Source organism: Rhizobium sp. WSM1328 (assembly GCF_057653715.1).
This window is the reverse complement of the sequence record NZ_JBYGKO010000002.1, coordinates 255563-279419: the sequence shown is the minus strand read 5'-3', so window position 1 is coordinate 279419 and position 23857 is coordinate 255563. Positions and strand designations below refer to the sequence as shown.

The window sequence follows — 23857 nt, the reverse complement described above, 5'->3', positions numbered from 1 at the left end:
GCGTCTGGTCGAGCAAGAAAGCTTTTGCAAAGACATGGCGTGACGGTGACAACCGTAAACCGGGTGCGGTTTGCTTCTTCCGGGCTTGACGCCAAATCAAAGTTACTTAATCTAAGACTCTGCAAGCCTGCTTGGAGGAGGGGCCGGGCAATCGCGATGTCGGTCGCGCCATCTTCATCTCCCCCATAACCATGACCACGACCCCAAAAGCATGACGATAAGATTGTCAGCCGTCGATTTTCAACAGGATAAGCCATGCCTCTGACCATTGCCCAGCGCCTCGATCGTCTTAAAGTTCGCATTGCCGAATTGGCTCATTGGCGGGATCGACAAAGTGCTGCGATCGACGGCTGGACTTTCGAGGGCGAGCCGATCGAACATCACCAGGATTGGCCGCACCGCCAGGGGGTGGTGCATTTTGCCGTGATCGCTGAAGCGCCGGAGGCGTGGCCTCTCGAGGATATTCGCCTGCAACTCGATCTTGGTGGCGAGAGCCTGATTACGCTGAGCTACCCCGACGGCGAGACTGAAACATTCGGTCTCGATCCTTATCATCAGGAATTCCCGGTAAAGGGCCGTCGCTTTTCGATCGCAACCGAAACCGTCGCCCGGTTTCCATTCGGCGAGCCCAATCGCGCTCCACGGCTCAACAAGGCCCGATTTATCTGGCTCGATGGTCCCGCTCATCGCATGCATCTTCTGCTGAAGCAGGTTGCCGAGGCAATCGAGGTGCTCGGCGAGCATGAAGTCGTGCCGCATCTGATGGATGCCGCCGAGCATGCGTTGCGCAGCCTCGACTGGCCGTCGGATACGGCGGCCTATATATCCCGCACATCCGGCGCCGTCATGCAGCAGAAGATCTGGGAACTGCCGGAGCTTGAGGTTAATCCGGCAGGCCTCACGGACGAGCAGAGCGGCTCGGCAGCCACGGCCTTCGAGGCTCTGACGGCGCGGTTGAAGGAGTTGCAGAAGCGTTTCCCGCCGAACGGAGAACTGTTGCTGACGGGCCATGCGCATATCGATCTCGCCTGGCTTTGGCCTTATCGCGAGACGCGGCGGAAAATGCGGCGCACCTTCAATACGGCGCTGTCGCTGATGGAGCGCTCCGACGATTTCCGCTTCAATCAATCGACCGCCCATTATTACGCGCAGATGGAAGAGGAAGACCCGGAGCTCCTCGATCGCATCAAGCAGAAGGTCGCGGAAGGAAAGTGGGAAACCGTCGGCGGCATGTGGGTCGAGCCCGACACGAACATGCCGACCGGCGAAAGCCTCGCCCGTCAGGTTCTCTATGGCCAGCGTTATTTCGAAAAGACCTTCGGCACGCGCCATACGGTCTGCTGGCTGCCAGATTGCTTCGGCTTTTCAGGCGCGCTGCCGCAAATCTTGAGGCAGGGCGGCATCGACAGCTTCTTCACGATCAAGGTCAATTGGAGCGAGACCAACCATATTCCATCCGATCTCTTCTGGTGGAAGGGTCTCGACGGCAGCCAGGTGCTGACCCATACGTTCGACAATCCCATGCAGGGTTATAACGGCTTCGTGCAAGCCGATTGCTACGTGCCGACATGGAAGAATTTCCGCGGCAAGACACAGCACGATACCTCGCTTCTGGCCGTCGGTTATGGCGACGGCGGCGGCGGCGTCACGCCCGAGATGGTCGAGCGCGAGGTGCAGCTACGCGATTTCCCGGCTATCCCGCAGGCACGCTGGGGCACCGTCAAAAGCTATTACGAACAGGCGCACCGCACCGCAGGCGAAAAGAACCTTCCGGTATGGGATGGCGAAATCTATCTCGAACTGCACCGCGCCACGCTGACATCGCAAAGCGGCGTCAAGCGCAAGCATCGCCAGGCCGAACGGGCGCTGATCACCGCCGAAACCATCGCTTCGCTGGCGCATATGCTCGGAGCAGACAGGCCGAAAAGCCTCGAAGCGGATTGGCGCGTGGTGCTGAAGAACGAATTTCACGACATTCTGCCGGGCTCGAGCATCCGTGAAGTTTATCAGGATGCCGAGCAGGAACTGGGCGGCGTCATCGAACGTGCTGGAACCGAACAGGCAAATGCCTTGCAAGCGCTGTCGGCCAAGCTGCCGAAAGGCGGGGTTGGCGATGCCCTCGTCGTCGTCAATCCGTCTCTTGCGGCCAGACCGCTCAGCGCAACGCTCTCCGACGGCACGGTCGTCGCGGCCGCCGATCTCGTCGCCCCCTTGTCCGTCGCGGTCTTTGACAAGGGCTCGCTCAAACCGGCGGGTGGGCTGAAGGCAGGCCCCGACCGTCTCGAAAACGACTACCTCGTCGTTGGCATCGGCAAGGACGGGGCGGTTTCGAGTCTCATTCACAAGGCCACGGGCCGGGAAGCGGTCGACGGCTCGGCAAATCAGCTCTGGGTCTATCCGGCCGACAAGCCGCGCAACTGGGACGCCTGGGACATCGATGCGGATTATGCCGAAAAGGCCGTCCGCCTCGAGGCGCCTGACAGTGTCACCCTCGTGGAAGACGGGCCGCACCGCGCGGCGATCCGCGTCGTTTACCGCTACCGGAATTCGAGCGTCACGCAGACCTATGTGCTGACGGCCAACGCCAGGCGGCTCGACATCGAAACGACGATCGACTGGCATGACCGCCGCACGCTGCTGCGAACCCTGAACCCGGTTGCCGCGCAGGCCCGCAAGGCGACCTTCGAATGCGCCTTCGGCATTGTCGAGCGAGCAACGCACACGAATACGTCCTGGGAGCAGGCGATGTTCGAGGCCGTCGCGCACCGCTTCGTCGATATCAGCGAGCCGGACTTCGGGGTCGCGCTGATCAACAATGCCAAATACGGCCATAGCGCCCGCGGCAACGTGATCGGCATGAGCCTTGTGCGCGGGCCGATCTATCCGGATCCGCTGGCCGACGAAGGTGAGCAGAGCTTCACCTATGCGCTGATGCCGCATGAAGGCGCCTGGCATGAAGGCGGCGTCCTCGACGAGGCGATCGATCTCAACCAACCGCTCGTCTCGGCTGAGGCCAGCGGCCTCTCCGCCGGCACTTTCGCGCCTCTTGCGATCACCGGCATCCCCGTCGCGTTCTCAGGCCTGAAGCCGGCGGAAGAGGGCGACGGCCTCATCCTGCGCCTCTATGAGCCAGCCGGCCGGCGCGGCAGGCTCGCCCTCGGGCTACCTTCCGGATGGGCAGCATCGCAGCCGCTGAACATCCTCGAAGAGCCGATGGAGCGGAAGGGACCTGCCGACATCATGCCGTTCGAAGTCAGGACCTGGAAGCTGCAGAATGGCTGATGTTCCTTTCCCGGGAGATCCCGCCTCACCGCTTCGATGCCGGGAGGCGTTGCGGGACTCACCATAGAGCAAAACCCGCTTGGTGGGACAATCTGGACAAATGGGTCATTTGAGACTATATCAGCTCCTGTAAGAACGGAGATAGTTTAGTGGCTGGTTCCCATGTGCAGCTGGATCGTGCTCGTCAGGCGCAGGTCGCCGATCGTGTTGCCGCCAAAGTCGCCGATGTGCTGAAAGCCGACGCTACATTCGAGTCCGGCTCGGTTGCCCTGTCCGCCAGAATTGCGGGAGCGGCGGCGGCGGCCATTGTCGATCTTCCCGTTAGCGTACGACGCGAACTCAGCAAGCGACAGGGCGAACTTGCCCGCCGCATTCGTGGTCTGGTGGAGACCTTCAGCGATGCACCTGATGGCGGCAAGATCGCGCTTGAAATTCCGAAGGCCGTGGAACCCTCCAGGGGCGAAGGGCTTGGGAAGATCGCCACGGCGGAGGAAGGCGAGCGACTGCTGGGCGAGCTTGCGGTTGCCCGCAAGCTCGAGGATTGGGCGGGGCCGGTTGCCGGCGCAAACGAACTCCAGCGCGAATTCGGAATTGCGCGCTCCACCCTCAATCGCTGGCAGCATGCCGGCGAGGTTATCGCGCTGCTGAAAGGAACGAGGAAGCACGTCTATCCGATCGAACAATTCATCGACGGGCGTCCAGCGAAGGGCATAGGAACGATTGCCGCTCTCGTTTCCAATCAGCGGGTGGCATGGCTGTGGCTCAGCCAGCCGAATCCCATGCTGGGCGGGCGCCGGCCCATAAACCTCTTGAAACAGGATCATGCGGATGAGGTCGTCGATGCGGCCCAGACCTATTTCGCCGCGCAATGACGCTCGACAAGGCCGTCCTGCAGCGCCTCGCCGTTCGCGCCGACGTCACCGACTATGTCAGAATCATCTCGCGCGCTCACGCCGCGACGCCTCTCGGTATGGGCTTCGGCAAGACGCGGTTTTCGAGCCCGAGGGATAAGTTCCGGTTGCTCTATCTCGCTCAGGATCCCGCGACGGCGATCGCGGAGACGATCGTTCGTGACCGGTTTCAAGGCAAGGCCGAGCGATTGATACTGCGGGAAGAGTTCGACCGCTATTCGATCGCCGTTATTCGAAACCCCAAGCCGCTTTTCCTTCTCGACCTGCGCTACGAAGGCGCAAACCTGCTCGGGGTCTCGACAGATGCCGTTCGAGCCAGGGCACAGGCCAGCGGACGCCGGCTCAGTCAGGAAATCTACGATCGCACCAATGTCGACGGCATTCTCTACATGTCCCGGATCACCAACAAGCAGTGCGTTGCCGTCTATGATCGCGCTACGGCCAGCATTGAGGCCGACAGCCCCGCATGGGATCTCATCCGCTTGTCCGCGCTCGGCCCCATACTCGATGCCTTGCACCTCACGGTCATAGATAGGGGAATGATGTCCAATCGGTGAGAAAAGACGTGCGGCGCTGTCGTGCCTCGGCGTCCGGCCGATTTCGATCATCGCTACAAACTTGACGCCGGTCGAAAAGCGTCGGGTCGGGCGGCAAAGTTCGCAACTACAAAGTCCACGAAAGCCCGGACTTTTGGTGAAAGCTGACGATTGGAGGGCCAGACGAGCGAGAGCGAGCCGTACGGCACCATGAAGGAGGTCAGGACGGGGACCAAACTCCCGGTTCGCATATGGGGCTCTGCGACGTAGACAGGCAGATGCGCGAGGCCCAAACCGTCCCGTGCTGCCCGCAGACCTGCATCCGTGTTGTTCAATGTAAGGCCTCTCGGCAAAGGCAACCGCTCACATGGCCGGCGGAATGCCCACGGCGCGACACGACCGCTGGATGGGTATTTGAAGTGAATGCAAGCATGCTGGGAGAGGTCATCCGGGGTCTTCGGTCGCCCATGGCGCTTGAGATAATCGGGACTTCCACAAACGACGAAATGCTGATCGCCGAGATGGCGGGCAATCAATCGTGCATCGGCAAGCTCACCGCTCCGCACGACAACATCCAGGCCCTCTGCGACCAGGTCGATGACCTTGTCTTCGAAATCGATGTCCAGTTCGATCTCCGGAAACTGCTCGGCAAAAACGGGCAGGATCGGCATGAGAAGGTGATGCCCGACAATATGCGGTACGCTGACGCGAAGGCGCCCCCTTGGGCGCTCCCGGCTTCGTGAGATTGTGGCCTCTGCGTCGTCCATGTCATCGATGATGCGTTTGTAGCGCTCGTAGAGGACCGCTCCTTCCTCGGTCAGGCTGATACTGCGCGTCGTCCGGTTGAAGAGCCGCACGCCCAGCCGGCTTTCGAGCCGCGCCACAGCCTTTCCGATCGCGGAAGGCGAAACTCCGCCAACCCTGGCGGCTGCGACATAGCTCTGCTGTTCGACGGCGTGGACGAAGGCGATAACGCTTGCGAGACTGTCCACATCAACACCCGATTGAAGATATTTTGTCCTTTATGTACATCCTTGAGCCGCCATTGAGCAATATTGCGTAGGAAATATCCTTTGTCTCGATGCGCGGCCAGCCAATATCAAAGGAGTGAGCGGTATGCGGGACTATGCAAAAGAACGACCCGAGCACACGGAAAAATACGTCGGAGAGAATGACCTATTTCTGGAAATATTTCATGGGCACAGCGATCCAGGGCAGTCCGCTCGGCCGCCGTTGCTCTTTGTTCACGGCGCCTTTACCGGGAGCTGGATGTGGAGCAAATACATTTCTCATTTCACATCGGCTGGATGGAATTCTTATTGCGTCAACCTGCGAGGCCACTACAAAAGCAGGTCGATGGATTTCACAAAAATCCTGTTTGAAGATTACCTGGAAGACATCCGGCTGGTGATCTCCGAAATCGTCGAAGAATGTGGAACTCCTCCCATCGTGATCGCTTTCAGCATGGGAGGAATCCTGAGCCAGAAACTGGCGGAAGGCGTGAAGATAGCCGGGCTGGTGCTGATCGATACCAGCATTTGCAGGCAAGTGCATGCGGAGGCGCCCTATCGCGATCTCGCGTTGCGAATGCCCGGCCTCGTCGTGCCTGCTCCCGTGCGTGACGAGCAAATCAGTACCGATGAAACATTCGAGGATATTGAATTCCAGCGGAAGTACCTGTCCATGGAATCTGCAAAGGCATTCAGCGCATTCTCCTTTCATTTCGGGGCGGAGGGGATTTCCATCGAAGGTGAGAAGATCACCTGTCCCAGCCTCGTCATTTGCGCCGTCAACGACGAATCCGATGATCATCGAGGCCTGGCGACAGCACGCCACATCGGTAGCGAGTATCTAGGTCTCCAGGGTACCACACATACGGGTCTGCTTGTCGGGCAGAGGTATTACGAAGCTGTAAGCCGCATTATGGTCTGGTTGGCACGCTTTGATGGAATGCAGTAAGCCAAGGCTCAGTCCTCTAACCCAAGGCTCGCCAACAGGCGGCTGATATAGGCTTCCAGTCCGCCGACCATATCGAAGCGTGTGGGATCGCGCAGCCAGAGCATCTGAAGGCCGTCCATCACCGCGATCAGCTCGGCCGCCATTGCCCTGCCATCGATCTTGCCGTCTATCGAGCCATCGGCGACGGCCCGTTCGAAGGTCGCAGCGATGTCGTCCTGTAGCTCCGTGACGCGATTGAGAAACCATGCCTTGGCCGGGTGATCCTTCATCAGGCTCTCGGCATTCAGGATGGCGAAGGTCCTGATGACCTCGATCATTTCGGCGTTGCGGCGGAAGACCCCGACCATGCCCTTGAGCAGGCCGCGGAGATCGGAGCGATAGGGGCCGATGAAGCTTTCGCTTTCGAGATCGCGCTTGTCCAGAATGGCAAGCAGGAGATCAACCTTGGTCGGAAAATGGTGCAGCAGGCCGGGCAGCGACAGGCCGACGTCGCGGGCGACATCGCCGATGGCGGCATTCTGGTAGCCGTCTTCGGCAAAGCGTCGCATCGCAGCCGACAAGATCTCCGCGCGGCGCGCTTCGCCCTTGCGGGATCGGCGCCGTCGCTTTTCGTCCTGTCCGGCCTTCGATTCGGAAACCTCTGCCATCGTCTTTTCCGTCTGCCTCTTTTCCCCGCCCTCCATCCATACATTACGGCTCGGCAGTTGACATCTTAAAAATACCGAGTAATCGGTAGGTTTAATAACTGCCTGGTGCGTGGAGAAGTCGGCGTCGCCGCCGGATGAATTGGCACCGGGCATGCTTAGTCAGCACGTCGCAATGCCCGAATTCCATTGAAGGGGAGGTTTGCATGATCGATTCCATTCTCGACAAGATGACGCTCGAGGAGCAGGTTTCGCTGCTGTCTGGCGCCGATTTCTGGACGACTGTTCCCGTCGAGCGCCTTGATGTGCCGAAGATCAAGGTGACGGACGGGCCGAATGGGGCTCGCGGCGCGGGCTCGCTGGTCGGCGGCGTCAAGGCGACCTGCTTTCCTGTCGCCATCGCGCTCGGCGCCACCTGGAATCCCGATCTCGTCGAGCGCATGGGCGTGGCGCTTGCCCACCAGGCGAAGAGCAAGGGTGCCGCCGTGTTGCTCGCACCCACGGTGAATATCCATCGTTCCGGCCTGAACGGGCGAAATTTCGAATGTTATTCCGAGGATCCGATGCTGACCGCGGAACTGGCCGTTGCCTATATCAAGGGCGTGCAGAGCCAGGGGATCGCGGCGACGATCAAGCACTTCGCCGGCAACGAATCCGAGATCGAGCGGCAGACCATGTCTTCCAATATCGACGAGCGGACGATGCGCGAAATCTACTTTCCGCCCTTCGAACAGGCTGTCAGGCGCGCCGGCGTAATGGCCGTCATGTCTTCCTATAACCGCCTCAACGGCACCCATACCAGCGAGCATGCGTGGCTGCTGACCAAGGTGCTGCGGGAGGAATGGGGATTCGACGGGATCGTCATGTCCGACTGGTTCGGTTCGCATTCGACGGCCGAGACGATCAATGCCGGTCTTGATCTCGAAATGCCCGGTCCGGCGCGCGATCGTGGCGAGAAGCTGGTTGCCGCCGTGCGCGAAGCCAGGGTTGAAGCGGCGACCGTGCGGGCGGCGGCGCGACGGATCCTGCTTCTGCTCGAGCGGGTCGGCGCGTTCGAGAAGACGCCCGATCTCACGGAGCAGGCAGTCGACCTGCCGGAAGACCGGGTGCTGATCCGGCGTCTCGGCGCGGAAGGCGCAGTCCTTTTGAAGAACGATGGCATCCTGCCGCTTGCCAAGACGTCGCTCGACCGGATCGCCGTCATCGGACCCAACGCCGCAAGCGCCCGTGTGATGGGCGGCGGCAGCGCGCAGATCGCGGCGCATTATACGGTCAGCCCGCTCGAAGGGATTCGAGCGGCCCTTTCCAATGCCAACAGCGTCAGCCACGCCGTCGGCTGCCGCCACAACCGTCTGATCGAGGTGGCCAAGGGAAAGATCACCGTCGAATATTTCAAGGGGCGTGGTTGCCGGGGCAATCCTGTTCATGTCGAGACCGTCGACAAGGGCGAGTTCTTCTGGTTCGAGCTGCCGTCAGGGGAACTCGACCCCGCCGATTTCTCGGCGCGGATGACGATGCAATTCGTACCGGAAGAGAGCGGCGATCATGTCTTCGGCATGACCAATGCCGGACTGGCGCGGCTCTTCGTCGATGGCAGGCTCACGGTCGACGGCCATGACGGCTGGACGCGCGGCGAGAACTATTTCGGCACGGCCAATGACGAACAGCGCGGCACGGTGGCGCTCGATGCGGGCAAGGCCCATACCGTCACCGTCGAATATGACACGCCGGTGGCGACCGGGGAGGGGATCAACCTCACGGCCATTCGCTTCGGCGTCGAAAAGCCCTTGGGTGAGGCCGATATGCAGGAAGCCGTCGAGACGGCGCTAAATGCCGATGTGGCGCTTCTCTTCGTCGGCCGCGACGGCGAATGGGATACCGAGGGCTTGGACCTGCTCGACATGCGGCTTCCGGGCCGGCAGGAAGAGCTGATCGAGCGGGTTGCGGCCGTCAACGCCAACACCGTGGTCGTGCTGCAGACCGGCGGCCCCGTGGAAATGCCCTGGCTCGGCAAGGTGCGCGCCGTGCTGCAGATCTGGTATCCCGGGCAGGAGCTGGGCAACGCCGTCGCCGATGTCCTCTTCGGCGAAGTCGAGCCCGGCGGACGCCTGCCGCAGACATTCCCGAAGGCGCTTGCCGACAATTCCGCCATGACGGGCGATCCAGCCGTCTATCCGGGTAAGGATGGGCATGTGCGTTACGACGAAGGCGTCTTCGTCGGCTACCGTCACCACGATACACGCGCTGTCGAGCCGCTCTTCCCCTTCGGTTGCGGCCTTGGCTATACGCGCTTCAGCTGGGGCGAGCCGCGGCTCTCGGCCGGCGACATGGGTGCCGAAGGCGTGACTGTCAGCGTCGATCTGACCAATATCGGCGACCGGGCCGGGTCGGAACTGGTCCAGCTCTATGTGCGTTCGCCAAAGTCCAAGGTGGAGCGGCCGGACAAGGAATTGCGCGCCTTCGCAAAGCTGTCGCTCCTGCCCGGTGAGACAGGGACAGCCGAAATGAAGATCATGCCGCGCGACCTCGCTTATTACGACGTCGAGGCCGGTGCCTTTCGCGCCGAACCGGGCGCCTATCAGTTGGTCGTGGCGGCGAATGCCGCGGATATCAGGTTCGTCATCGATCTGCCGTCACCACTCGATTATGTCCTGCCAGCTTCGTATTAAACGCAGGCTGGGCCCAGCCAATAGCGGCTGGCGCGTCTGCGCCAAGCGTTGTGTGGTTCGAGCTGGATCAGGCCGCGTCAGGCTGGGTGCGGAGATTGGTAACGACGCGCCTGTTCTGGACCTTGCAAGAGCGCTCCGTGCAGTCGCGGACTTCGCGGTCGTTGCCGTAGCCCTTGGCCCACATGCGCCTGGCGTCCACGCCCTTCGAGACGAGATAGGCCATCGCCGCATCGGCGCGCTTCTGTGACAGCGTCTCCATTTTGGCTGCGGAGCCGGAATCATCGGCAAATCCCTGCAGCTTGAGCAGCCAGGACGGGTTCCTGTTGAGCCAGGCGGCTTGGTTATCCAGGGTTGCCATGGCGACGGAATCGAGTGTTGCGGAATCCTGCTTGAAGTAGATCCGGCGGCCGACATTAAGGATGAAATCCTCTTCACTGCCCATCGCAACGTTCTCGAAACCGGGTGCTGGATCGTTGGTTTGGCCGATCATCGGCGCCGCAGCAGGTTCTTCCACGGAGGCGATATCGGTGGTGCTGCAGGCGGCGAGCGCCAAGAGCATGGTTGCGGCGGCAAGGCGCCTCACATATCCGGTCGGAGCAGACATCAAGTTGATATTCCTTATTCGACCGTGGTTGTTTGGCTGACCTGCGCGGCACTTTCAGCCTGGTCGGCAATATGCGGCAGAACCTGCACCGCGGTGCCGATCGGGCAACGCTGGTAAAGATCGATGGCGTCTTCGTTGAACATGCGGATACAGCCGCTGGAGGCATCTTTGCCGATGCTCCACGGCTCCAGCGTGCCGTGGAAGCGATAGCCGGTGTCGACGCCGTCGCGATGCAGGTACATGGCGCGGGGACCGAGTGGATTTTTCGGTGAGCCTCCCGCCACGAATTCGGGCAGTTCGGGATGGCGCTTGCGCATCTCCGGCGGCGGCGTCCAGCGCGGCCATAGCGATTTGCTGTCGATCGTGGCGCGGCCAAACCATTTGAAGCCCTCGCGACCGACGCCGACGCCGTAGCGGATGGCCGTCTTGTTCTCCATGATCACGTAGAGAAAATGGTTTCTCGTATCGACGACGACGGTGCCGATCGGCTCGCTGCTGAAATATTTGACGACCTGGCGGTGCCACTTCTTGTCGATCTTGGCGAAGTTGGTCCTTCGAAACGTCACGCCGTTGTCGACCGTGGTGCCGTCGAAAAAGGAAGACGCCGCGGCAAATACCGGTTTCCGGACTGCACCGGCGCCAAGTAATGCCAATCCACCAAGCACAATATTTCTGCGTGTCCACGGCATCGGCAATATCCCCCTTAAAGCCAAGCAGCGAAGTCGCAGTAAATCAGATTTTTCATTTGCCACAACAGAAAATTCTTCTGCTCTTAAAGACCGAGATCGGGTTGTCGGTCTTCTGGATCATATTTGCGCTGGTCGCTACTCCACGCGGAGGATGTGCGGCGCAGCTAAACCACAGATCATTTGAGGGATAGACCGTTGGGGCGACCACAGATCTCGAGATCAGTCAGGATGCCGCGGGACTAGAGTTGTGCAGTTGAGGGCCGGGGCTCATTCCCTCAGCCCGAGCAAAAATCAGAGGAAGAGATCGGGGAGTTCGGCGCGTGCGATACGTCTCAACCTGACCGCTTCTGCCGTGTCTATCGAGCGATAGGGGAACCGCAACCGGGTACCCACGGGTCCCCAATTGCCGATCGCACTTAAAAGTTTGTCGAGAGCGGCGTTCGAATAGCCAAATTCTTGGCGAAACGGGACGATATGCGCGTCCATAAAAGCGCAGATGCGTCGCTCCAGATCGAGTGCGGCGTCGATCTCGTTTCGCATCGAGACCGTCCAGGTCTGAGCACCGCGGGGACTAAGGCAGGCGACATTGGAAAACGAGCCTGCTGCCACACCTTCCTTAGTGCCGGTTGCGAGATGATGGCCGGGGACGAAGAGCGACAGCCCGGACAAATGCCGGCGTGCCTCAGCATACCAGGAGGCGTCGCCATCGGCGAGCTTGATGCCGATCACCTCAGGCACTGCCGCGCAGACCATGCCGAGCACCCTTGGCGCCAGCACGCGTTTTGCATGCGGCGGGTTGTAGAGGATGAGCGGAATTCCGTCGGCAGCCTCGGCCGCTCGTTTTAGGAAGTCGACCGCCTCGGCATCGTTGAGCGGCCACCAGTCCGGCAATATGACCTGAATGGCGCGGGGATCGAGGGCGGCGGCGCGGCGGACGCGATTGAGCATGATCAGCGGGTCGGGCTGGCAGGCGCCGATGACGAACGGCATAGAGGAGACCTTGCAGCGTTCGGCCAGCATTGCCTGGATCCTGTCGAACTCCTCCTCCGTCTGATTGTGGAATTCGCCCGCCGTACCATTTGAGTAAATACCATCGACGCCGGCATCGATGAGGATGTCGATCTCTTCACCGAGCTTGTCGAATTCGATGCTGTCATCGGCTGCGATCGGCAGAAGCAGGCTCGCCCAATTTCCACCGATGGCGGGACGCGGCGTCTTCGCATTCATCTCTTGTTTCTCCGATAGATGACGGATCAGTTGAGGTCGTCGCGGATGCAAGCCTTGAAGTGACCGGGAGCGATTTCCCGCAGTTGCGGAACGGCGCCGGCGCAGGCATCGAGCGCGCTCGGACAGCGCGTGCGAAAAACACATCCGCTCGGCGGATTGGCCGGACTTGGAATATCGCCTTTCAGGATCTGCCTGTTACGGCGAGCATCCGGGTCGGGCGACGGAATCGCCGACAGAAGCGCGCGCGTATAGGGGTGCTGCGGTCTCGCATAGAGATCGGCACTCGGTGCGATTTCCATAATACGGCCGAGATAAAGCACGATCACCCGGTCGCAGATATATTCGACGACGGCCAGGTCATGCGAGATGAACAGCATGGTCAGGCCAAGCTGCTGCTGGAGGTCGCGCAGCAGGTTGATCACTTGCGCCTGGATCGATACGTCGAGCGCCGAGACCGGCTCGTCGGCGACGATGAATTCCGGCGACAAGGTCAACGCACGGGCAATCCCGACGCGCTGGCGCTGGCCACCGGAAAATTCATGGGCATATCGATTGATCGCATCGGCGGGCAGGTCGACCTTTACCAAAGCCGACTGCGCCCGTTCGAGCCTGCCGCGGGCGGTGCCGATCCCCTGGATCTTCAGGCCTTCCGTCAGGATCTCGCCGATCGTCATGCGCGGCGACAGGCTGGCGAAGGGATCCTGGAAAATATACTGCATGCGCGGCCGCTGCCGCCTTAGCGCGGAGGCGGAAAGTGCTGTGAGTTCCGTCCCGTCGAAACGGACGCTGCCGGACGACGGTTCGACGAGGCGAAGGACGGAACGCCCGATCGTGGTCTTTCCGCTGCCGGATTCGCCGACAAGCCCGACGACTTCACCCTTGCCGATATCGAAGGAGATACCCTCGAGAATGTTCAGCCGCGTGCCGCGGGAGGTATAATGTTTCGAAAGGTCGCGGACGGAAAGCAGCGGTGCGCTCATCTAGATCTCCTGCCATCTGATGCAGCGGCTTCGGTGCTGCGGATTGATCTGTTCGAGCGCGGGAACCGCCACGCGACAGGCATCGATCGCGAATTTGCAGCGCGGGGAAAAGGCGCAGCCGCTCGGCATGTTCATCAGGCTCGGGACCATGCCGGGAATGGCGGCGAGCTTTTCGCCGGCCTGTTTCATCCGTGCGGCATCGCCAAGGCGCGGCATGGAGGCGAGAAGGCCCATCGTGTAGGGATGCTTGGGATTGCGGAAGACCTCGCCGACCGGCCCTTCTTCGACGATCCGGCCGGCATACATCACCGCCACGCGATGGGCGATTTCGGCGACGACGCCGAGATTGTGGGTGACGAACAGCATGGCCATGTCGCGCTCGCGCTGCAGCTTGAGGAGCAGGTCGAGAATCTGCGCCTGGATCGTCACGTCGAGCGCCGTGGTCGGCTCATCGGCGATCAGCAGCGCCGGATCGCAGGCGAGCGCCATGGCGATCGTTGCGCGCTGGCGCATGCCGCCCGACAGTTCGTGCGGATATTGGCCGGCACGGCGCCGGGCGTCCGGTATGCCGACGCTTTCAAGCAGCGCGACGGCTGCGTTCATCGCCGCCTTGCGGTCGGCGCCGCGATGGATGCGGATCGGCTCGCCAATCTGGTCGCCGATGGTAAAGACGGGATTGAGGCTCGACATCGGCTCCTGGAACACCATGCCGATGTCGTCGCCCCTGATCCTGCGCATGCTCTCTTCATCGAGCGAGACGAGATCGCGGACGACGCCGTCGCTCGTCGCAAGGCGGATGCTGCCTGCGGCGATCAAACCGATGTTGCGGGTGAGCAGCCGCATGACCGACAGGCTGGTGACCGATTTGCCGGAGCCGGATTCGCCGACGAGCGCAAGCGTCTCGCCGGCGGCAACGGTCAGGTCGATATTGTTGACCGCCGTGATCTCGCCGCCGCGGATGCGGAAGATCGTTCGCAATCCTCTGATGTCGAGTACGGGTTCGGCGGTCTGTTCCATCAACTGGCTCAGTTCAGCAGGCCGGTTGCACGCAGGATCTCGTCGATCCGCGCCGTTTCGGCTTCGTTAAGAGAGGCACGCGGCCGGGGCATGACAGCGGAATCGATGATGCCGAGGCTGCGCATGGCGGTCTTGAAGGCGCCGATGCCGGCTGCGCCGCCGCTGACACGACCCTGCGCGACCCAGATGATTTCGAACAAGCGGCAGAGACGCTGCTGTTCCTTCTTCGCGGCGATCCAGTCGCCACGCTGGGCAGCATCCCAAAGCCGGACATAGCCGTGCGGATCGACATTGGCGATGCCAGGAACGACACCATGGGCACCCATCAGCAGGGCGGTGTCGACGACGATCTCGGAGCCGGTCATCAGGAAGACGTCCTTGTGTTCGGCAAGGTCGAGGAGCGCGTAGCGGAAATTGCCGTCGTCGCCGCTGGAATCCTTGAGGCCGATGATCGCGCCTTCCCTGGCGAGCGTGACCACGGTCTGGCGTTGCAGCTTGACGTGAACGCAGACGGGAATGTCGTAGGCGATCAGCGGAATGTCCACCGCGTCGCGGATATAACGGAAGTGATCGAGGATCTCTGACTGGCTGGTGACCGTATAGAATGGTGCCGTCACCACGACCGCATCGGCGCCGGCCGCCTTTGCCACCTTCGCATGGGCGATGACGCGATCCGTGGTCGGATCGATGACGCCGACGATCAGCGGCACCCGGCCATTCACCACCTTGGCCGAATGTTCGATGATTTCCCGCCGGGTCCTTTCGTCATGGAAGATCACCTCGCTCGTCGAGCCGAGCACGAATACGCCATGACAGCCGGCATCGATGAGATGCTCGAGCACGCGTGTATAGGATAGGTAGTCGACGGTGAGATCCGGATTGAGCGGTGTTACGACGGGGGGGACGACACCCTTGAATTTGGTCATTTTCGCTTCTTTCGATTGTCAGTTCAGTTCGGCACGCGGATCGAAGGCATCTCTGAGGCCATCGCCAATGAAGTTGATCGCCAGGACGGCAAGGATCAGCGCGGCGCCGGGGAAGAGCCATTGCCACGGATATTGTTCGAGCACGGCGGTCGAGCGGGCCGCGTTCAGCATGTTGCCCCAGCTTGCCGCCGGCGGGGCGATGCCGAGACCGAGAAAGGACAGCCCCGCCTCGAGCAGGATGGCATTGGCGATCTGCAGCGTTGCATAGACCACGAGGATATCGATCGAGTTCGGTAGGCCGTGGCGAAAGAGCAGATGTCCGATGCCGGCGCCCATGCCGCGGGCGGCCATGACGAAGTCGCGTTCACGCAATTCCAGCAGCCGAGAGCGGATCATGCGCGCAAGCAGCGGCCAGGAAAGCAGCGAGATGACCAGCACCGTCGGCCAGATGCCGGTGCCGGCAATCGAGGCGAGCACAAGCAGGAAGATGACGGGCGGCAGGGTCATCACCAGATCGACGAAGCGCATCGAGACGGCGTCCGTCCAGCGCCCGGCAAGCGCCGAGATTGCCCCGAAAAGAAACCCGATGACCGCGGAAAGCGCAGTCGATGCGACGGCGACCAGCAGCGAAATCCGGCCGCCTTCGAGCACGCGCGCGAAGACGTCGCGGCCGACACCGTCGGCTCCGAACCAGTGCGTTGCCGTCGGGCCGCTATTCATGGCCAGAAGATCGATGTCGTTCGGCCGGAAAGCCCACCATAGGGGATAGGAGAGGATCAGCAGCAGCATTGGCGTGGCAATGCAGACGCCGGCAACGGCTGCGCGGTTGAGCAGAAACCGACTGAAGGCGCGGGAAAATGGTCCGGGGCTCCGGCGTTCGGACGAGCGTGCCAGCATGGTCAGCCCACCTTGATGCGCGGGTCGACGACCGCATAGGTGATATCAGTCAGAAGATTGACGACGATAACGCAGGTGCCGATGACGAGTGTCGCCCCCATGATGACGGGGTAGTCGCGGGTCTGCACGGCATCGACGAGCAATAGCCCCATGCCCGGCCAGTTGAAGACGCTTTCGATGAAGATGGCGCCGCCGATTGCAAGTCCGATAGTGGAGCCGATCAGCGTCACGATCGGAAGAAGCGCATTGCGCAAGGCATGCTTGCTGATGACCCAGAACTCGCGAACGCCCTTGGCGCGGGCCGTGCGCACGTAATCCTGGTTCAGAACTTCGAGCAGCGAGGCGCGCATATAACGCATGATCAATGCGGCTTGCGCGACAGACAGAAGTGCCGCCGGCAGGATCAGATGGTGGAGGAGATCGCCGAGCGAGAATTCCTCGCCCGGCGTCAGCATGCCGCCTGATGGCATCCAGTGCAGGCGGACGGAGAAAATATAAAGGCCGATCAGCGCGCTGAGGAAGGCCGGGCTGGAAATACCGGCAAGCGCAACCACCGACAAGGACAGATCGGCAAGCGAATTGCGGCGGACGGCGCCGATCACCCCGAAAGTGATGCCTGCGACGATGGCAAAGGCAAGTGCGGTGCCCATTAACAGAACTGTCGGGCCGATCCGTGACAGCACCAGCCCCAGAACCGGCTGATCGAGACGCTTGATCGAATAGCCGAGGTTGCCCGTCACCGCCTGCTGCAACCAGCCAAGATACTGCACCGGCAAGGGCTGATCGAGGCCGAGGCTTCGGCGCAGATCGGCAAGGTCTGACGGCGACATCGGAAGGTTCGGATCGATATAGGCATCGATTGGATCGCCGGGTGTCAGGCGCAGCAGCAGGAAGATCAGCATGCTCAGGGCGACGAGCATGCCTATTCCTATGATCAGGCGTCTGAGACTGTATTGGAGCATCGGTAATCCGTCTTATCGGGCCGTCTTGTCCGGCCGTCTTGTCAGGGTGGCCGAAGCCACCCTCAAGGCTTTCCCGGAAAGCGCCTATTCGGCGATCGACCATTTCTGCGGATTGGCCTGGTAGGGGCCGCCGCCCGGCGCCGGCGTCCAGACGAAATCCTTCACCTTGGTCGAGACGATGCCGTAGCGGTTTGCCACCCAGAGCGTCGCCCAGGGCAGGTTCGTGTTCATCACCTTGCAGACGTCCTGGTAGGCGGCATCCCGCTTGGCGCTATCAGGCTCGGCCAACGCACTATCGAGCGCCTTGGTGAGGTCAGGCATGCGAACCCTGGCGACATTCGGCCCGGCCGGAGGGATCTGCTTCTCGTTGAGGCCGACATTGATGCTTCCGGCATCCGGCCCGTTCTGCAGCCCGGCATAAACCAACTGGAACTGGGCGATATCCGGCGTCGCATTGAGCACGATGCTGTTATAGGTCGGCGCATCGACGGCGCGCGGGACGATGTTGATGCCGACCTGGGCAAGCATCGCCTGGACTGCGGCAAGCACGTTGGTCGCCAGCGGCGTGGTGTAATAGGTCAGAAGGGTGATCGGCTTGCCGCCGTTGATCTGGTCCCAGCCGGCTTCCGTCAACAACTGCTTGGCCTTCTCGGGATCATAGGCATAGCTGTCGATATCAGGGGGTATCAACTGTTCGGCGACATAGGCGCAGTTGGCAGGCTTGGCCGCACCGCCATAAAGGCTCTGGATGATGGCATCGCGATTGATCGCGTACATTACCGCCTGGCGGACGCGCACGTCCTTCCAGAGCGGGGATTCGTGGTTGAAGCCCAGATAGTTGACGACGAAAGAGTTGCCTTCTATGACCTGGAAGTCCTTGTTGTCCTTGAAGGTCGGCACGTCGTTGGAATCGACATAGGTGAACTGGATTTCGCCGGATCTCAGCGCAGCGATTGCTGCGGCCGGGTTGGCGAAATAGCGATTGATGACGCGTTCCAGTGCGGGTTTGCCACCGCGATAATCGGTGTTTGCGGCAAGTTCGACATATTGATCCGAGACGTATTTGGTGAATTTGAACGGACCGGTGCCGATCGGAGCTGTGGACCACCAGGTGTTCTTCGCCAGCTGGTCGGCCGGGATCGAGGAGAGCGCATGCTCGGGCAGCATCATCACTTTGGTCATCGTGTCGGGAAAACTGCTGCTGGGGGCGCTGAGCTTGATGACAACAGTGTGCTCATCCGGCGTCTCGACGGACGATATGCCCTTCAGCCGGGCGGCGAGCACCGAGCCGGTTTTCGCATCCATCGCAAGGCCCATGGTGAACTTTGCGTCCTTGGCAGTGAACGGTTTGCCGTCATGCCATTTGGCGTCCACCAGCTTGAACGTATAGGCCATCTGGTCGGAGCTGACCTCGTAGGAGCTTGCCAGCGCGCCGACGACCTTCTGCAGCTTCTCGTCATAAGTGATCAGCGGTTCGTAATAGACGCTGAGCCAGGTGAAGCCGGCGGTCGCGGCGAGCGGATTGAAGTTGCCCTGGAAACCTCCGGGACCGACATCGAAGCCGCCCGACAGCGTGGCTGCCTGGGCCTCTATTGCAACGCCCGAAACGACAAGAGCTGGAACGGCAGCCGTCGACAGCAGGGCGCCAAGCGCAATCACGGATAATCTAGACAGTCTTTTCATGTGTTCCTCCCACGTTTGAACTTGTCTTGTTGTTGGCAATCACCCGGGCAATGCCTTCGTAGTGACGATCCAGGCGTCTGCGCGCCTCCTCCAGATCTTTTGCCTCGATCGCATCGACGATTGCGGCATGGTCGCGCCACGTTGCCATCGGATCGGCATTTTCAAGGTTGACGAAATCCGACGCCTTGTAGAAGGCGAGCCAGAAGACATCGATCAGCCGCACCAGCGTTTCATTGTCCTGGCAGCGAAACAGCAGTCGGTGGAACAGCTGGTCGTCTTCCGCAAAGGTTTCACCGCGCTCGGCCTGGGCGCGCATCCGATTGACGGTGGCGCGCAATTCGGCGATGTCGTGCTCGCCGATCACGTCGATCGTTTTGCCGATCAATCCCACTTCCAGCGTACGGCGGATTTCGAGGACCTCCTCGATCTGCCGCAGCGCGCCGCCGAGGCCGTAAGCGAGGTTGTCGAGAAGCGGCCCGAAGGAAAAGGCCTTCACGAAGATACCGACGCCGCGCCGCGTATCCAGCACGCCGAGCGATTCTAACGCCTTGATGCCTTCCCTCAGCGAATTGCGGCTGACACCGAGCTGGGTGGCGAGCTCTCCCTCGGCCGGAAGCAGGGTTCCCGGCGCAAGGCCATTGTCGTCGATATAGGCGCGCAGACTTTCCTGCACGGAGACATGCAGCAGTGGCGCGCGCGTCAACGGCTTCATCGATTTCAATTTCATGCCGGTCACTTTCCCGCATCGCCGATAAGATCGATGCTACATATCGACTTGTAGGATATCTGTCAAATGGTCAAGCTGGGAGGGCTGACACAGGACCCAGCTTGCGGCCTTCGTTCTTGCACACCACGATAGCCAAACGGCTTTAGTCTGAGGCTTGGTCGACCTTTGCGGCATGGACCACCACACGGTTGCGGCCGGTCTTTTTGGCAAGGTAGAGCGCCGCATCCGCTTGGCGTTGCATGTGCTCTGCTGACACAAGCTCACTGTCTTGTATCATCGTGGCCACTCCAATGCTGACAGTGACATAAGCAACGACGCGGGAGGTCGGGTTTGGAAGAGACGCAGCTTCCACTCGGCTGCGTATCCGTTCAGCGACGACCTTGGCTTCTTGCTCATCTGAGCCTGGGAGAAAGACGAGAAATTCTTCGCCTCCGTAACGGGCGACCTGGTCCCGCTCGTCTCTCATGCTGCTCTGAATGATGCCGGCAACCTTCACCAGGCAGCGGTCGCCTTCGGCATGTCCGAGATTATCGTTGAGATGCTTGAAGTCGTCGATATCGCACATCAGCATCGCCGCGCCGCTCGTTCGTTTAAGATCCTCGCTCCAGAAATAATGGAGCGTTTCCATCATCGAGCGCCGGTTGGCGACACCCGTCAGCGGATCTGTCCGTGCCAGCAATTCCAGCTGGGAATTGGCGTCGGTAAGCTCCGCGAGGCGACTTCGATCTCGTAACTCCAGCAAGAAAGTCTTCTGAGCGAAGATGGTTGCGGTACGTCGGGCAACGAGGGTCGCAGCCACACCGCTTGCGAAAAACAGCGTCCCGGCCAGAGCACCGCCCACTTCGATGGCTGGATTGCGCAGTTGAAACACAAGGTAGATACCGAGGGCAGAAGCACCGATCGCCATCGCCCAACCGAGTGGAATGGGAAATATGATAATGGCAGTGACGGCCACAAAAAGCATGATGGTCAAATGCCGCTCATAAAACTCGCCACCGGTGTTAACGCCCACCAAGGCGACCGACAGGAGGATGAGAAAAACAGCCGAGAGGAGGAAAACTCCCTGCACCCACAAAGCATGCGGCCGCAGGAAGGCTATCGCGGCGACAAGAGCCGCGGGGGGAAGGATAGACGCTGGCCAAAGCATCGACATGACGGTTTCAGTCGGAAGCAAGATCGCGTTGAGGCCCAACGTCAGGACGTCGAGCACGATAACCCAGACCATCCACGCGCGAATGATCTTGGCAGTCCGCGGCCAGGAGCGTTCGCCAAAAAGCCGAGCCAGTTCCCCATTGAAGCGGATATCACGCGTGCGTCCACCGAGCAGGCGCTCGACTTGCTCGACAATGGCCGGGCTCAACCTCTGCAGAGGTTTCCGCGAAGACGCCCTTACCGATCTGATAGGAGCTGTGGTTCGCTCGGTATCCATGTGTCGGATCTAGGGAGCAGACGACCGGAGGCAAGACGGGCCGCGAATTCCGCCCCAAAAGACGATCTGCTTGCCCTAATGATTTTGTACCAGCGGACGACAGTATGTCGTAAACGTATCATATCGGGCCAAAGTCTCACTCATGCCAGGCCGAATTCACGGTTCGATTCCTGTCAAGGCGATCAATGTAGCAAAGCAATCTAAGTCGGTTCGCAGCGTGGTCCACCCCAGGCAGCGCGACAGACCGCTGATGTTCAAAGGTCAAGATGAGTACGATTAGTCGCGCTTCCTCCTCATTGGTGTAGAAACACTTCACGGAATTGCTCCGGAGCAATCTATTCGGCCGCGGCTGCAAACAATGGCAGTGGTTCGTCGCGCATTGACGTCGATATCGCAAATTCGTCAATGCGTTCTCAGCCCCTGAATGGATCAGCCTCAAATGCAAGTCCAGGTCAAGCGTTTGACACTGAACACCTCTGGCGCCTTGCAGCGGTTCAGGGCATCCTATGATGGCTGAAAATTGTGTTTATGGCAGTTGGAGGAAGGCCGATGCGCTGCTTCACCGTGCTTGGACCCTCGCAGACCGGAAAATCGACAGTCGTGGAAAAGCTCGGCTCCCTGGAGGGGACGCCGAGAAAATCCAGCTCGCCTTATGGATTGAACCTCACAGAATTCACCTTCGGAAACGAGGCGTGGTGTGCACTGGATGCGCCAGGACCCAACGAAGCGTTGGCGCATGCGCAGCACGCGCTTCTTGCCAGCGACGCCTGCATATTGTGCGTTTCATCGGCACCCGCGGAGGCTGTGCTCGCCGCGCCCTATCTGCGGATAGTTGAAGCCTCGGGGACGCCTTGCATCCTCTACGTCAACCGGATGGACGAACCGCGAGGGCGGTTGAGGGACGTGATCGCCGCGCTTCAAGACTACACCAACCACACCCTTTTGCTTCGCCAGATCCCGATCCGCGAGGGGGATAGGGTCATTGGCAGTTGCGATCTGATTTCGGAACGGGCGTGGCGATACCGGGAAGGCCAGCCTTCGGCGCTGATCGCAATCCCCGAAAGCACTGCCGAACGCGAGCACGAAGCGCGCACCGAGCTCCTGGAACACCTGTCCGAATTTGATGACTGGCTTCTCGAGGAACTGATCGAGGACCGCGAGCCATCCAGTGATGCCCTCTATGCCATTTCATCACGGGTTCTAAGGGAAAATAGAATTATCCCGGTCCTGATCGGTGCTGCAATTCACGGCAACGGCATGACGAGGCTGATGAAGGCGCTGCGCCACGAGGCGCCGCCGGTAGAGGGTCTTCGGCAGCGTCTCGCTCATACGGGAACTGTCGATGAAAGCAAGCTGGTGGCCGTGAGCTTCCATGCCTATCATCGCCAGAATGTCGGCAAGACGGTGCTCTTGCGCGCACTTGGCGAGGGACTGCGGCAAGGCGCATCACTGGGCGGCTCCAGCCTCGGCGCCGTACAAACTCTCGCAAACGGGCGGTCCAATTCGGCGGTTCTGCCTGCGCCGGGGGATGTCTTCGCAACGGTCAAGTCCGACCACCTGCCCGTCGCTTCTCTGTTGACCTCCGGCGCGGTGGTCGCCCCGCCTGAGTGGACGGAACCACCCACGCCGATGCTTGAAAGGATCCTAATTCCGGGTGGCGAGCGCGATGAAAACAAACTTTCCGAAACGCTGGCGAAACTTTCCGAGACGGATCGCGGTCTGGAGGTCTTGCAGGAAGAAGGCACGGGCGCTCAACTCGTCCGCGCCCAGGGGCCGGTGCATCTGCGTGATCTCTGCCGAACGCTGTGCGATGTCTTTCATATCTCCGTGACCGACCGAACGCCAAGCCCAATCTACCGCGAGACGATCGCGAAACCATCGGAGGTTCATTACCGGCATCGCAAACAGACCGGCGGTGCCGGGCAATTCGCGGATGTGAAGTTGAGCATTCACCCCAACGAGCGCGGTCACGGCTTCACCTTTGGCGAAACCATCAAGGGTGGCGCCGTTCCGCGCAATTACATCCCCGCCGTCGAAGCGGGCGCGCGCGAAGCGATGGAGAAAGGGCCGCTAGGCTTCGAACTCATCGATGTCGGCGTAACGCTGTTAGATGGTCAGCACCATACCGTCGACAGTTCGGAACACGCCTTCCGGACTGCGTCGAAAATGGGGGTGCGCCAGGCGCTTTCCGAAGGATCGACCGTGTTGATGCAGCCGGTCTTCCACTGCGAGTTCCACATCCCGTCGGTCTTTTCAGGCAGCCTTGTCCAAAGCGTCTCCGCTCTCAACGGTCAGGTTCTCGGCTTCGACCGTGATGAAACCGCCAAGGGATGGGACATCTTCCGGGCGATCGTTCCGGGCGGCGCACTTAACGATCTGGCGCGGGCGCTGCGCTCGGCGACGCAGGGCATTGGTTATTTTTCCAAGACCTTCGATCACTTCGAGGAACTATACGGCAAGGAAGCGGACGCAATTGTGAGGGCAAACGAAAAACCAGGCACCGCACACTGAAACGTTCGCGCCACTTCATGCTCGTTCACAGAGCCGGGCTCACGCCCGCCCTTGCGTGCCTGGAACGTTTGCAGTTGTAGTAGCACAGGCCCGACGGTCCTGCGCCGTCCGGTTTCGGGCCATGACAATATCAAGCGCTTGGTCGAGGCTGCCGGCACGCTCTACGCCTCGCAGCAGCCCACCTTCTACGGTGCGATCGATCAG

19 protein-coding genes are annotated in these 23857 nt (G+C 60.7%); 6 read left to right on the top strand and 13 right to left on the bottom strand.

From position 1 onward, the window contains the following. Nucleotides 1–255: 255 nt before the first annotated feature. The 3 genes from AC2444_RS24845 to AC2444_RS24835 all read left to right on the top strand — a co-directional run bounded on the left by AC2444_RS24845 (nucleotide 256) and on the right by AC2444_RS24835 (nucleotide 4750). On the top strand, nucleotides 256–3282 hold the full coding sequence (locus tag AC2444_RS24845; RefSeq protein ID WP_128449323.1) for an alpha-mannosidase: 3027 nt from the start codon (nucleotides 256–258) through the stop codon (nucleotides 3280–3282). A 149-nt stretch (nucleotides 3283–3431) separates the two neighbouring features. After that, on the top strand, nucleotides 3432–4154 hold the full coding sequence (locus AC2444_RS24840) for an antitoxin Xre/MbcA/ParS-like domain-containing protein (RefSeq protein ID WP_012755186.1): 723 nt from the start codon (nucleotides 3432–3434) through the stop codon (nucleotides 4152–4154). Continuing rightward, on the top strand, nucleotides 4151–4750 hold the full coding sequence (locus AC2444_RS24835; RefSeq protein WP_017996087.1) for an RES family NAD+ phosphorylase: 600 nt from the start codon (nucleotides 4151–4153) through the stop codon (nucleotides 4748–4750). Before AC2444_RS24840 ends, AC2444_RS24835 begins: the two co-directional genes overlap by 4 nt. A gap of 53 nt (nucleotides 4751–4803) precedes the next feature. Here the strand turns inward: AC2444_RS24835 and AC2444_RS24830 are convergent, their stop codons facing one another. Beyond that, the gene (locus AC2444_RS24830; protein ID WP_128449324.1) at nucleotides 4804–5721 is read right to left on the bottom strand and encodes a LysR family transcriptional regulator; all 918 of its coding nucleotides are present in this window, start codon (nucleotides 5719–5721) and stop codon (nucleotides 4804–4806) included. 124 nt (nucleotides 5722–5845) lie between these two features. Here AC2444_RS24830 and AC2444_RS24825 point away from each other — a divergent pair, with 124 nt between their 5' ends. Continuing rightward, nucleotides 5846–6688 carry an alpha/beta hydrolase gene (locus AC2444_RS24825; protein WP_012755183.1) on the top strand — a complete coding sequence of 281 codons (843 nt, stop codon included), beginning with the start codon at nucleotides 5846–5848 and terminating at the stop codon, nucleotides 6686–6688. Nucleotides 6689–6696: 8 nt separating this feature from the next. On the opposite strand, the gene AC2444_RS24820 is transcribed toward AC2444_RS24825, so the two are convergent. Beyond that, nucleotides 6697–7335 carry a TetR/AcrR family transcriptional regulator gene (locus tag AC2444_RS24820; RefSeq protein WP_017996090.1) on the bottom strand — a complete coding sequence of 213 codons (639 nt, stop codon included), beginning with the start codon at nucleotides 7333–7335 and terminating at the stop codon, nucleotides 6697–6699. Nucleotides 7336–7538: 203 nt separating this feature from the next. On the opposite strand from AC2444_RS24820, the gene AC2444_RS24815 reads away from it, so the two are divergent. Continuing rightward, nucleotides 7539–10001, top strand: coding sequence for a beta-glucosidase (locus tag AC2444_RS24815; protein ID WP_128449325.1), 2463 nt, complete (start codon nucleotides 7539–7541; stop codon nucleotides 9999–10001). Between the two features lie 67 nt (nucleotides 10002–10068). Here the strand turns inward: AC2444_RS24815 and AC2444_RS24810 are convergent, their stop codons facing one another. From AC2444_RS24810 to AC2444_RS24760, 11 genes are all read right to left on the bottom strand, one after another. Further along, nucleotides 10069–10605, bottom strand: a complete 537-nt coding sequence (locus AC2444_RS24810; protein ID WP_128449326.1) for an OmpA family protein — start codon at nucleotides 10603–10605, stop codon at nucleotides 10069–10071. Nucleotides 10606–10619: 14 nt separating this feature from the next. After that, nucleotides 10620–11294, bottom strand: coding sequence for a L,D-transpeptidase (locus AC2444_RS24805; protein ID WP_017996093.1), 675 nt, complete (start codon nucleotides 11292–11294; stop codon nucleotides 10620–10622). Between the two features lie 291 nt (nucleotides 11295–11585). Further along, nucleotides 11586–12521 carry a dihydrodipicolinate synthase family protein gene (locus AC2444_RS24800; protein ID WP_128449327.1) on the bottom strand — a complete coding sequence of 312 codons (936 nt, stop codon included), beginning with the start codon at nucleotides 12519–12521 and terminating at the stop codon, nucleotides 11586–11588. 26 nt (nucleotides 12522–12547) lie between these two features. Continuing rightward, nucleotides 12548–13501, bottom strand: a complete 954-nt coding sequence (locus tag AC2444_RS24795) for an ABC transporter ATP-binding protein (RefSeq protein ID WP_128449328.1) — start codon at nucleotides 13499–13501, stop codon at nucleotides 12548–12550. Next, nucleotides 13502–14518, bottom strand: a complete 1017-nt coding sequence (locus tag AC2444_RS24790) for an ABC transporter ATP-binding protein (protein WP_017996096.1) — start codon at nucleotides 14516–14518, stop codon at nucleotides 13502–13504. Nucleotides 14519–14526: 8 nt separating this feature from the next. After that, a complete protein-coding gene (locus tag AC2444_RS24785; protein WP_128449329.1) occupies nucleotides 14527–15444 on the bottom strand; it encodes a dihydrodipicolinate synthase family protein in 918 nt (305 codons plus the stop codon). A gap of 18 nt (nucleotides 15445–15462) precedes the next feature. After that, nucleotides 15463–16341, bottom strand: coding sequence for an ABC transporter permease (locus AC2444_RS24780; RefSeq protein ID WP_017996098.1), 879 nt, complete (start codon nucleotides 16339–16341; stop codon nucleotides 15463–15465). Nucleotides 16342–16343: 2 nt separating this feature from the next. Further along, nucleotides 16344–17303 carry an ABC transporter permease gene (locus tag AC2444_RS24775; protein ID WP_128449330.1) on the bottom strand — a complete coding sequence of 320 codons (960 nt, stop codon included), beginning with the start codon at nucleotides 17301–17303 and terminating at the stop codon, nucleotides 16344–16346. An 84-nt stretch (nucleotides 17304–17387) separates the two neighbouring features. Continuing rightward, on the bottom strand, nucleotides 17388–18986 hold the full coding sequence (locus AC2444_RS24770; RefSeq protein WP_128449331.1) for an ABC transporter substrate-binding protein: 1599 nt from the start codon (nucleotides 18984–18986) through the stop codon (nucleotides 17388–17390). Next, the gene (locus AC2444_RS24765) at nucleotides 18970–19713 is read right to left on the bottom strand and encodes a FadR/GntR family transcriptional regulator (protein WP_128449332.1); all 744 of its coding nucleotides are present in this window, start codon (nucleotides 19711–19713) and stop codon (nucleotides 18970–18972) included. Before AC2444_RS24765 ends, AC2444_RS24770 begins: the two co-directional genes overlap by 17 nt. A 142-nt stretch (nucleotides 19714–19855) precedes the next feature. Next, nucleotides 19856–21142, bottom strand: a complete 1287-nt coding sequence (locus AC2444_RS24760; RefSeq protein WP_128449333.1) for a GGDEF domain-containing protein — start codon at nucleotides 21140–21142, stop codon at nucleotides 19856–19858. Nucleotides 21143–21691: 549 nt separating this feature from the next. On the opposite strand from AC2444_RS24760, the gene AC2444_RS24755 reads away from it, so the two are divergent. After that, on the top strand, nucleotides 21692–23653 hold the full coding sequence (locus tag AC2444_RS24755) for an elongation factor G (RefSeq protein ID WP_128449334.1): 1962 nt from the start codon (nucleotides 21692–21694) through the stop codon (nucleotides 23651–23653). Nucleotides 23654–23857: the final 204 nt, after the last annotated feature.

Bases quoted from the DNA above. Each gene is read 5' to 3' on its own strand.
- AC2444_RS24815 (WP_128449325.1), top strand. From the start codon at position 7,539: ATGATCGATTCCATTCTCGACAAGATGACGCTCGAGGAGCAGGTTTCG.
- AC2444_RS24755 (WP_128449334.1), top strand. From the start codon at position 21,692: ATGCGCTGCTTCACCGTGCTTGGACCCTCGCAGACCGGAAAATCGACA.
- AC2444_RS24835 (WP_017996087.1), top strand. From the start codon at position 4,151: ATGACGCTCGACAAGGCCGTCCTGCAGCGCCTCGCCGTTCGCGCCGAC.
- AC2444_RS24820 (WP_017996090.1), bottom strand. From the start codon at position 7,335: ATGGCAGAGGTTTCCGAATCGAAGGCCGGACAGGACGAAAAGCGACGG.
- AC2444_RS24800 (WP_128449327.1), bottom strand. From the start codon at position 12,521: ATGAATGCGAAGACGCCGCGTCCCGCCATCGGTGGAAATTGGGCGAGC.
- AC2444_RS24775 (WP_128449330.1), bottom strand. From the start codon at position 17,303: ATGCTCCAATACAGTCTCAGACGCCTGATCATAGGAATAGGCATGCTC.
- AC2444_RS24795 (WP_128449328.1), bottom strand. From the start codon at position 13,501: ATGAGCGCACCGCTGCTTTCCGTCCGCGACCTTTCGAAACATTATACC.
- AC2444_RS24760 (WP_128449333.1), bottom strand. From the start codon at position 21,142: ATGGATACCGAGCGAACCACAGCTCCTATCAGATCGGTAAGGGCGTCT.
- AC2444_RS24765 (WP_128449332.1), bottom strand. From the start codon at position 19,713: ATGAAATTGAAATCGATGAAGCCGTTGACGCGCGCGCCACTGCTGCAT.
- AC2444_RS24785 (WP_128449329.1), bottom strand. From the start codon at position 15,444: ATGACCAAATTCAAGGGTGTCGTCCCCCCCGTCGTAACACCGCTCAAT.
- AC2444_RS24790 (WP_017996096.1), bottom strand. From the start codon at position 14,518: ATGGAACAGACCGCCGAACCCGTACTCGACATCAGAGGATTGCGAACG.
- AC2444_RS24770 (WP_128449331.1), bottom strand. From the start codon at position 18,986: ATGAAAAGACTGTCTAGATTATCCGTGATTGCGCTTGGCGCCCTGCTG.
- AC2444_RS24805 (WP_017996093.1), bottom strand. From the start codon at position 11,294: ATGCCGTGGACACGCAGAAATATTGTGCTTGGTGGATTGGCATTACTT.
- AC2444_RS24810 (WP_128449326.1), bottom strand. From the start codon at position 10,605: ATGTCTGCTCCGACCGGATATGTGAGGCGCCTTGCCGCCGCAACCATG.
- AC2444_RS24825 (WP_012755183.1), top strand. From the start codon at position 5,846: ATGCGGGACTATGCAAAAGAACGACCCGAGCACACGGAAAAATACGTC.
- AC2444_RS24845 (WP_128449323.1), top strand. From the start codon at position 256: ATGCCTCTGACCATTGCCCAGCGCCTCGATCGTCTTAAAGTTCGCATT.
- AC2444_RS24780 (WP_017996098.1), bottom strand. From the start codon at position 16,341: ATGCTGGCACGCTCGTCCGAACGCCGGAGCCCCGGACCATTTTCCCGC.